Origin of the sequence: Dermacoccus sp. UBA1591, assembly GCF_002322065.1 — a bacterium.
Taxonomy (GTDB): domain Bacteria; phylum Actinomycetota; class Actinomycetes; order Actinomycetales; family Dermatophilaceae; genus Dermacoccus; species Dermacoccus nishinomiyaensis.
The window spans coordinates 26,612-33,691 of sequence record NZ_DCNR01000078.1; the positions used below are offsets into that span (position 1 = coordinate 26,612).

General features: G+C 68.5%; 10 protein-coding genes. 8 read left to right on the forward strand and 2 right to left on the reverse strand.

The window, feature by feature from the left end; all coding sequences use genetic code 11:
- On the forward strand, nt 1-503 hold a 503-nt coding region (locus tag B2284_RS08110), incomplete at its 5' end, for an STAS domain-containing protein (RefSeq protein ID WP_286697368.1).
- A gap of 71 nt (nt 504-574) precedes the next feature.
- Here the strand turns inward: B2284_RS08110 and nucS are convergent.
- Together nucS and B2284_RS08120 are read right to left on the reverse strand one after the other, a co-directional pair.
- Complete coding sequence (nucS, locus tag B2284_RS08115) at nt 575-1,270, reverse strand: endonuclease NucS (RefSeq protein WP_074046539.1); 696 nt, start codon at nt 1,268-1,270, stop codon at nt 575-577.
- A 9-nt stretch (nt 1,271-1,279) separates the two neighbouring features.
- The gene (locus tag B2284_RS08120) at nt 1,280-2,095 is read right to left on the reverse strand and encodes a hypothetical protein (protein ID WP_038567386.1); all 816 of its coding nucleotides are present in this window, start codon (nt 2,093-2,095) and stop codon (nt 1,280-1,282) included.
- 63 nt (nt 2,096-2,158) lie between these two features.
- Here B2284_RS08120 and B2284_RS08125 point away from each other — a divergent pair, with 63 nt between their 5' ends.
- The 7 genes from B2284_RS08125 to B2284_RS08155 all read left to right on the forward strand — a co-directional run bounded on the left by B2284_RS08125 (nt 2,159) and on the right by B2284_RS08155 (nt 7,071).
- A complete protein-coding gene (locus B2284_RS08125; RefSeq protein WP_136788680.1) occupies nt 2,159-3,856 on the forward strand; it encodes a 3-hydroxybutyryl-CoA dehydrogenase in 1,698 nt (565 codons plus the stop codon).
- A gap of 44 nt (nt 3,857-3,900) precedes the next feature.
- Entirely contained in the window at nt 3,901-4,155 is a 255-nt protein-coding gene (locus B2284_RS08130; RefSeq protein WP_231729374.1) for a hypothetical protein, read from the forward strand.
- A 76-nt stretch (nt 4,156-4,231) separates the two neighbouring features.
- A complete protein-coding gene (locus B2284_RS08135; protein WP_136788679.1) occupies nt 4,232-4,987 on the forward strand; it encodes an alpha/beta hydrolase in 756 nt (251 codons plus the stop codon).
- Between the two features lie 224 nt (nt 4,988-5,211).
- Entirely contained in the window at nt 5,212-5,865 is a 654-nt protein-coding gene (locus B2284_RS08140; protein WP_136788678.1) for a class I SAM-dependent methyltransferase, read from the forward strand.
- A gap of 122 nt (nt 5,866-5,987) precedes the next feature.
- On the forward strand, nt 5,988-6,302 hold the full coding sequence (locus tag B2284_RS08145) for a LysE family translocator (RefSeq protein ID WP_240742536.1): 315 nt from the start codon (nt 5,988-5,990) through the stop codon (nt 6,300-6,302).
- A 50-nt stretch (nt 6,303-6,352) separates the two neighbouring features.
- Nucleotides 6,353-6,667 carry an IS3 family transposase gene (locus tag B2284_RS08150; RefSeq protein WP_006944883.1) on the forward strand — a complete coding sequence of 105 codons (315 nt, stop codon included), beginning with the start codon at nt 6,353-6,355 and terminating at the stop codon, nt 6,665-6,667.
- A complete protein-coding gene (locus tag B2284_RS08155; protein ID WP_083607396.1) occupies nt 6,664-7,071 on the forward strand; it encodes a transposase in 408 nt (135 codons plus the stop codon). Before B2284_RS08150 ends, B2284_RS08155 begins: the two co-directional genes overlap by 4 nt.
- Nucleotides 7,072-7,080 lie beyond the last annotated feature (9 nt).

Here is a 7,080-nt window from a genome sequence, read left to right on the forward strand (position 1 = left end):
TGACGGCACCCGCCGGAGGCGACGCCTCCACGCCGGGTGGGGCGCGCGACGCGCCGGCCGTCCACGAACAGCTCGGCCCGCACGGGCGAGTGACGAGGGGGGCGATCATGGCCGAGACGACGAGGCGCACGCACGCGTCGCGCTCCGAGACACTCGCGACGGGTGCGCACCTCGTCATCGACCACCCCGTCCCCGGGCGGGAGATCATCATCAACGGCCCCGTCAGCGCACGCACGAGCGACCGCGTCCGCACGGCATTGCACACCGCACTGGCGGGCGGTGACGGCGACCTCGTCGTCCACCTGGCCAACGCGCAGGTGTGGGATGCGGCCGGGCTGGGCGTCATCGTCGGCGCGCATCACCGGGCCGAGCGTCGGCGGCGTCGCCTCGTCGTCGCCGATGCCTCGCCGCGTCTGTGCCGTTTCCTCGCAGGCACCCGCCTCGACCGGGTCATGAACGTCTCCGGCGCCTGCGGCTACGTCCCGCTGGCGCGCACTGCCTGACGCGTGGCGAAGCCACGACGCACGCGTGCGCCTGGCCTCGCGACCTGAGCACCCCCCCACCTCGAGGCGGATCAGAACAACCGGCGCTCGGAGTCGTCGATGCCCTTGAGCGCGTCGTAGTCGAGCACGACGCAGCGGATGCCGCGATCCTCTGCGAGCGTGCGGGCCTGCGGTTTGATCGTCTGGGCGGCGAAGACGCCGCTGACGGGGGCGATGTGCGGGTCGCGGTTGAGTAGTTCGAGGTAGCGCGTCAGTTGCTCGACTCCGTCGATCGTGCCGTGGCGCTTGAGTTCGACGGCGACGGTGGCTCCGCCCGAGTCCTTGCACATGATGTCGACCGGCCCGATCGCCGTCATGTATTCGCGCCGCATCAACGTGTAGCCCTCACCGAGGGTCTCGATGTGCTGTGCGAGCAGCTTCTGCAGTTGCGCCTCGACGCCGTTCTTGACGAGGCCCGGGTCGACGCCGAGGTCATGGGCCGAGTCGTGATGGACGGTGTGCAACCGGATGCGCAGCCGGTCGTCCGACTTGCCGTGCTGCACGAGCCACACGCTCGTCACACCGTCGGCGACCTCGACGTCCTCGGGTTCGACCTCGGCCATCGTGCACGGCGGCGCCATCCAGTTGAGCGGCTTGTAGGAGCCGCCGTCGGAGTGGACGAGCACCGAGCCGTCGGCCTTGACCATGAGCAGGCGCTTGGCGAGGGGGAGGTGGGCCTGCAGGCGTCCCTCGTAGTCGACGCTGCATTCGGCAATCACGATTCGCACCGGACAACCTTACGCGTCGGGCTCCGACTGCCCGGCCAGGACGAAGCAGCTGCCGAGCGTGACGACGAACCCCGCGATGGCCAGCGGCCACGTGCCGCCGCGCACGGCGTCACCGAGCAGGGCGAGGCCGATGGCAGCGGGCACCACCGTCTCGATGGCGAAGGTGATGGCGGCGACGGACGTCGCCTCTCCCGCGTCGAGGGCGAAGCCGTAGGCGGTCATCGCGATGATGCCGTGGGCGATGAGCACCCAGAACGGCCAGCTCGCGATCGTGTGCAGGACGTTGCCGTCCCACGGCAGGATGCGCGCGCCGATCGCGATACCTGCGAATCCGAGCCCCGCGGTGACGGCGAGAAGCGCGCTGTTGCGGGCGCGATACGCCGCGTACCCGAACGGCACCAGGAGGGCCGCGACCACGAGCGCGGCGGGGGCCAGCCAGGTCGGCACCCCGGTGGCGTGACCCTCCTTGGCGCAGACGGCGAGCATGACGAGACCGACGCCGACTCCGACGAGCGCCATGATCTCGCGTCGCGTCAGCTTGGCGTGCAGGACGACGACGGCGAGCACGGCCGTCACCGCGACCGACCCGGCGATGACCGACTGCACGAGGAACAGTGGCAGGGTGCGCAGGGCGCCGCTCGAGGCGAGGAAGGCCACACCGTCGAGCGCGAGGCCGACGCCGTACAGCCAGCCGAAGCGCGCACGGGTGATGAGGTCGGCGCCGTCGGGCGCCTCCCTCATGCGCGCCACGCCGATCGCCTGGACGATCGTCGCTCCGCCGTAGGCGAGGGCGGCGACGAGGGCGCCGAGCAATCCGAAGATCATGAGGTCATCACGCGGTAGATCGTCCCACGAGCGGTTGGTCGTCGCATCTGAAAGACTGGGCGCATGATCAACACAGTGGGTGTCATCGGGCTCGGCACGATGGGTGCCGGCATCGTCGAAGTCTTCGCCAAGGCGGGGCTCAGCGTCATCGCCGTCGACGGTTCGGCGGAGCTCGCCGAGCGCGGCAAGGGGTTCCTCACGAAATCCCTCGGGCGTGCCGTGACCAAGGGCAAGCTCTCCGAGAGTGAGCGTGACGAGATCGTCGGCCGCGTCGCGTTCGGCGACGACCTCGCCGCGATGAAGGACACCGACCTCGTCATCGAGGCGGTGCCGGAGCTGCTCGAGATCAAGACGTCGATCTTCACGACGCTCGACGACATCGTTCGTGACGACTGTGTGCTCGCGACGAACACGTCGTCGCTGTCGATCACCGAGATCGCGAAGTCGACGAAGGAGCCGTCGCGCGTCATCGGCATGCACTTCTTCAACCCGGCGCCGGTGCTGCCGCTCGTCGAGGTCATCCACTCGCTGCTGACCGACGTGAAGCTCGTCGAGGACGTCCGCGAACTCGCCGTCCGCCTGGGCAAGAAGCCGGTCGTCGTCGGCGACCGTGCGGGCTTCGTCGCGAACGCGCTGCTCATCGCCTATCTCGCGCGTTCGATCCGCGCCTACGAGACGGGTCTCGCCTCCCGTGAGGACCTCGATGCAGCCATGGCGGCCGGTGTCGGCTTCCCGATGGGCCCGCTGACGCTGTGCGACCTCATCGGCCTCGACGTCGTCCACGAGGTCTGCGGCGTGCTGTACGACGCGACACATGACCCGAGCGTCGCGTCGCCGCCGCTGCTGCGTCAGATGGTGGCGGCCGGCTACCTCGGTCGCAAGAGTGGCAAGGGCTTCTACACGTACGAAGCGGCCGGTTCGGGCACCCTCGTCGCCGACGAGCGCACGCCCGGTGAGAGCAAGGCGCACAGTGGCCGCGTCGGTCTCGTCGGCGAGGGTGAGCTCGTCGACTCGCTCGCCGAGGAGATGTCGTCGGCGGGCCTCGACCTCGTGCGCGTCACGACGGCTGACGAGGCGTCGGCGCTCGAGGGCGTCACGTTCGTCTTCGCCGTCGACGGCGGCGTCGAGGATGACGGGTGCTGCGGCGGCTCGTGCGCTTGTGGTGACGAGTGCTCGTGCGGTCATGTCGAGGGCGACGTCTCCGAGCACGCGCTGCAGATCGAGGAGAAGCCGCTCATGCGCGCCGTGCGCGACGCGATCGGTGACGGCGGCGTCATCGCCACGCTCGGTGAGGGCGCGGCGTCGGAGGTCGCGACCGGTGAGCCGTCGCTCGATGCGCGCGTCGTTCCCGTCGTCCTGCGTGAGAAGCAGCGCGCCGGCCAGGTGCTCGAGATCGGCCGCAGCGTCGCCATCGCGGACGACGCGGTCGAGGCCGTTCGCTCGTTCGCCGCGGCTGCGGGCTGGACGCCGGTCGTCGGCAAGGACCGCGCGGGCCTCGTCGTCGACGCGCTGCTCTACCCACACCTCAACGACGCGGTGAAGATGTTGGACTCGGGCTACGCGAGCGTCGAGGACATCGACACGGCGATGAAGGCCGGCTGCGGTTACCCGAAGGGCCCATTCGAGTTGCTTGACGAGGCCGGCTACGACGACGTCTCCGGTGTGCTGTCGGAGATGTACTTCGAGGCGGGGGAGACGCACCTCGTGCCGTCGCCGCTGCTGACGGAGCACCTGCTCGCGGAGCGGTCCTTCCGAGGCTGATGCCACGGCGCAACAACAGAGCGCAGGACGAGACGCGCGGCGACGTGAGCCGCGCGTTTCGTCCTGTCGACACGGTGCAGACCTACGCGGGCGGCCAGTGGACGGTGCGGGTCCTGCGCGGCAACGCCGACGGCAAGATCTACACGTGCCCGGGGTGTCAGCAGCAGTTGGCGTCATCGCTGCCGCACGTCGTCGTGTGGCCGAATGATCGGCTGGGTGACGTGACGGATCGTCGTCACTGGCACACGAGTTGCTGGCGAGCGCGAGATCGCCGTCCGCCGCGGGGTTCGTGGCGGTGAGTGCGCCCTCGCGGTCGCATAGGGTCGAGGGCGGACGACGGAGTCCGGGTTTCGTCGTGATCGTCGAGGAGGGGCGTTGAGCCTGCAGGAGATTCGCTCGAACACGGTGCTCGCTGCGCGCCGTCTGGACGTCGAACTGCACACCGCCGACGGGTTGACGCTCGTCGGTGAGTTGGCGCTGCCGCTCGAGCGAGACCCGGTGGCCACGCTCGTCACGCTGCATCCGCTGCCGACGCACGGCGGTTTCATGGACAGCCATGTCTACAAGAAGGCCGCCAACCGGCTGCCGGCGCTCGCGGACATCGCGGTGCTGCGGTTCAACACGCGTGGCACGTCGTCGCCGCGCGGGACGTCGGAGGGTGCGTTCGACTCGGCTGACGGCGAGCGTTTCGACGTCGCCGCCGCCATCGAGTTCGCGGAGTTCCACGAGTCGCCGGCGCTGACCAATCGTTGGCTGGTGGGGTGGAGCTTCGGCACGGATCTGGCGCTCATGCACGGGCTCGATCCGTCGATCGAGGGCGCGATCCTGCTGTCGCCGCCGCTGCGGTGGTCGCAGCCCGAGCACCTGGCGGCGTGGGCCGAATCGCGCAAGCCGGTGACGGCGCTCGTGCCCGAACTGGATGACAACCTGCGCCCCGACGAGGCGCGCGAGCGGTTCGCGGCCATTCCGCAGGCTGACGTCATCGGCGTCGATGGCGCGAAGCACCTGTGGGTGGGGGAGAAGTACGTGCGGCGCGTGCTCGACGAGATCGTGCGCATCGTCGCGCCGTCGAAGCTGCCCGAGGGTGGCCTGCCGACCGAGGTCGACGCTTCGCTCGTGGTCGAGGGCTGAGTCGACACTGAAGCGGTGGGCGCCTCTTTGAGTCCCGTAGTGGCTGTCTCGGACCGGTTGTCGACACTGACGTTCTGCGCCGCGAGGTTCTGCACGTCGTTCTGCTACCCCCTGACCGGGGCATGACCACGTGCAGAGCCACCCCAGCTTGAGTGGTGCAGAAACGACCGTTTGTGCACCAGTTCCCTCGCGGTTGAGCGCGACATTTTGGCAGGCTTAGAGCCATGCCGGAAACAGAGGAGGCTCTCACCAGGACCGCCTACAACGTTGTGGCCGACGTGTACGCCGACCACTTCCGTACCACCGAAGGCGAACAGCCCATCGACTTGGCCATGATCGACCACTTCGTCGCACTCCTGCACGAGCCTCGCGTGGTCCTGGATGCTGGCTGCGGGGCAGGGCGAATGCTGCCCTATTTGGCTGGGCTCGGATGCCACCCGGAGGGCATCGACCTCTCACCCAACATGGTCCGCAGGGCACGAGCCGACCACCCTGACTTCACCGTCGCCGTGGGGAGCCTGACGCACCTGCCCTACGCAGACGAAGTCTTCGACGGCGTCTTTTCCTGGTACTCCACCATTCACAACCCGGATGAAGACCTCGAAGTCATGGTTGCGGAGATGGCCCGCGTACTGCGCCCGGAAGGGGTGCTGCTCCTCGGTTTCCAGGTGGGACACGGCATGCGCCGGGTAGGTCGCGGATATGCGGCACGCGGCTATGACGTGGTGATGACCAGATACCACCGAAGTGTCGAGAGCCTGACTACTCTCTTGGAGGAGCATGGACTCACGGTGAGCGCTCAACTGGAGCGGTCACCTGTGGGCTCGGAAGAAGACGCGCAAGCCGTGATCATCGCGCAGCGATCTCAGCCCGCCTGAATGGTGTGGCTCAAACGAACGGTTTCGTGGAGCGTGGGAACCAGCGCCCCTGCCCTAGGGAGAAGACGCAGTAGCGTGAGGGCGGCGCCACGAGGGCGTCGCGGCCAGCGGAGAGGACGCTCGTGGTCGACCTGTCCGTACTACCGGGCTTCCTCGGTGTCATTCTGGTGTTCCTCATCCCACCCGGCCCAGACATGGCGTACATGCTCGCGGTCGGACTCGAGGGAGGGCGGAGAGCCGCGCTCAAAGCGATCCTTGGCATCGCTACCGGAATGAGCGTCTACGCCGCCGCAGTCGTTGTTGGCCTGGGTGAGGTCGCCAGAAGTCACCCTGATTTGCTGACCGGCCTGAAGCTGCTTGGGGCTGCTTATCTGCTCTGGCTGTCGGTGACTACCGTGCGCCATGCTCGCGAGATGTCGGGACTGCTGCACGGATAGGTGACATCTGACGTGGCTTGCCCGCCAGGGTGGCCTGGAAGGATGCACTCATGCCTCAGCCCTATCCGCAGGAGTTTCGCGACGACGTTGTGCGCGTGGCCCGTAACCGTGAGCCGGGGGTGACGCTCGAGCAGGTCGCGAAGGACTTCGGGATCCACCCGATGACGTTGTCGACGTGGATGCGCAAAGCCGATATCGACGACGGCACCCGGCCCCCGATACCGGTGTCGGGCAGCGACCTGGCCGAGCTGGCCGAGGCCCGCCGGCGGATCCGGTTGCTGGAGCAGGAGAACGAGGTCCTGCGCCGCGCGGCGGCGTACCTGTCCCAGGCGAACCTGCCGGGAAAAGGTTGTACCCGCTCGTGAGCGAGCTCGCCGCCGACGGCATCCCTGTCGCGGTCACGTGCCGGGTCTTGAAGATCGCTCGCCAGCCCTACTACCGGTGGCTCACCAAGCCCGTCACCGACGCCGAGTACGCGCAGGCGTACCGGGCGAACGCGTTGTTCGACGCCCACCGTGACGACCCCGAGTTCGGGTACCGCTACCTGGCCGACGAGGCCCGTCACCACGGCGGGCAGCCCATGTCGGCCCGGACAGCGTGGGCGATCTGCTCGGACAACGCCTGGTGGAGCTCCTTCGGCAAGCCCCGCAGGTCCAAGGCCCGCCGTCCGGGACCGCCGGTGCACGACGACCTCGTCAACCGCGAGTTCACCACCTTGGCGACAGGCCCGAACCAGGTGTGGTTCACCGACATCACCGAGCACAAGTGAAGCGCCCTG

What these genes read in the sequence shown, in the direction of transcription:
- B2284_RS08120 (WP_038567386.1), bottom strand. Translation starts at nt 2,095, where the DNA reads ATGATCTTCGGATTGCTCGGCGCCCTCGTCGCCGCCCTCGCCTACGGC.
- B2284_RS08125 (WP_136788680.1), top strand. Translation starts at nt 2,159, where the DNA reads ATGATCAACACAGTGGGTGTCATCGGGCTCGGCACGATGGGTGCCGGC.
- B2284_RS08140 (WP_136788678.1), top strand. Translation starts at nt 5,212, where the DNA reads ATGCCGGAAACAGAGGAGGCTCTCACCAGGACCGCCTACAACGTTGTG.
- B2284_RS08150 (WP_006944883.1), top strand. Translation starts at nt 6,353, where the DNA reads ATGCCTCAGCCCTATCCGCAGGAGTTTCGCGACGACGTTGTGCGCGTG.